The 1,544-nt window shown below is 65.5% G+C and carries 1 protein-coding gene; it reads left to right on the top strand.

The window, feature by feature from the left end; all coding sequences use genetic code 11:
• Positions 1–237 precede the first annotated feature (237 nt).
• Complete coding sequence (locus AB0E94_RS52855; RefSeq protein WP_360344542.1) at positions 238–1,503, top strand: IS256 family transposase; 1,266 nt, start codon at positions 238–240, stop codon at positions 1,501–1,503.
• The last annotated feature ends 41 nt before the right edge of the window (positions 1,504–1,544 follow it).

The raw sequence follows: 1,544 nt of genomic DNA on the forward strand, positions 1-1,544 counted from the left end.
GAGCGTGTCGGGAAGCCTGTGTAACGGATGAGTGGTTTATCCGTTATCGCCAGGTATGAGCCTGGCTGTGTAGACAGGATCGCGATCATGTCGCTGACTGATGAGTTCGACCGCTTCACCCTGGACAACGAGCCTGGTGAGCAGGTGGTTGCGCCCCGGCTCCCGCTCGCCGACGGTGTGCCCGGGGCGGCCGCGCCCGCGGTCCGGGCTCTGCTGGACGAGCAGATGCTGGATCAGATGGTGGCCCAGGTGAGGGCCGACGGCGGCCGGCTGACCGGGCCGGGCAGCTTCTTGTCCGAGCTGTGTAAGGCCGTCCTCGAACGCGGGCTGCAGGCCGAACTCGGCGCCCATCTGGGCTATGGCAAGCACGACCCGGCCGGCAAGGGCTCGGGGAACTCGCGTAACGGCAGCACGCCGAAGACGGTGCAGACCGAGATCGGGCCGGTCGCGCTCGACGTGCCACGGGACCGGGCCGGCACGTTCACGCCGATGCTGGTGCCCAAGGGCGAACGCCGTCTCGGCGGGCTGTCCGACGTCATCATCAGCCTCTACGCAGGCGGGATGACCGTGCGTGACATCTGCCATCACCTGCAACGCGTCTACGGCACCGAAATCTCGCCCGACACGGTCTCGGTGGTCACCGACGCCGTCCTGGACGAGGTGAAAGCCTGGCAGACCCGTCCTTTGGACAGCGTGTATCCGATCGTCTACATCGACGCGCTGGTGGTGAAGGTCCGCGACGGCAATCAGGTCCGTAACAAGTCCGCGCACCTGGTCGTCGGCGTCGACTGTGACGGCGTCAAGCATGTGCTCGGGATCTGGCTGCAGAACAACGAGGGCGCCAAGTTCTGGCTCGGTGTGCTCACCGAGCTGCGCAACCGCGGCGTGCGCGACGTGCTGATCGCCTGCTGCGACGGCCTGGAAGGGCTACCGGCCGCGGTCGAGACGGTCTGGCCGAACACCATCGTGCAAACCTGTGTGGTCCATCTGATCCGGGCGTCGATGCGGTACGTGTCCTACACCGACCGCAAGAAGCTGGCCGCCGCTCTGAAACCGGTCTACACCGCGGCCAACGCCGAAGCCGCCGAGACCGCCCTGCTCGAGCTCGCCGAATCGGAACTGGGCCGCAAGCACCGGTCCGCGATCGCGGTCTGGGAACGGGCCTGGGACAGGTTCATCCCGTTCCTGGAGTTCCCGCCCGAGATCCGGAAGATCATCTACACCACCAACGCGATCGAGAGCCTGAACTTCCAGATCCGCAAAATCATCAAGAACCGCGGACACTTCCCGACCGACGACTCGGTGATCAAGCTGATCTGGCTCGCCATCTGCGACATCGAAGACAAACGGGCCCGCGCCCGCGAAGCCGACCGCGGCAAGCCGGCGAACAAACGAACCGCCCAGCCCCGGCTGGTCGAGGGCGCCACCACGCAGGGGTGGAAATCCGCTCTCGGCGCGTTTGACATCGCATTCCCCGGCCGCATTCCCGCTACCATTATTTAGCAGGGCAAAAAGGACTGTTACACAGGCATCCTGACAGGCTC

Origin of the sequence: Actinoplanes sp. NPDC026670 (assembly GCF_040638175.1) — a bacterium.
Lineage (GTDB): Bacteria > Actinomycetota > Actinomycetes > Mycobacteriales > Micromonosporaceae > Actinoplanes.

Bases quoted from the DNA above. Each gene is read 5' to 3' on its own strand.
- AB0E94_RS52855 (WP_360344542.1), top strand. From the start codon at position 238: ATGGTGGCCCAGGTGAGGGCCGACGGCGGCCGGCTGACCGGGCCGGGC.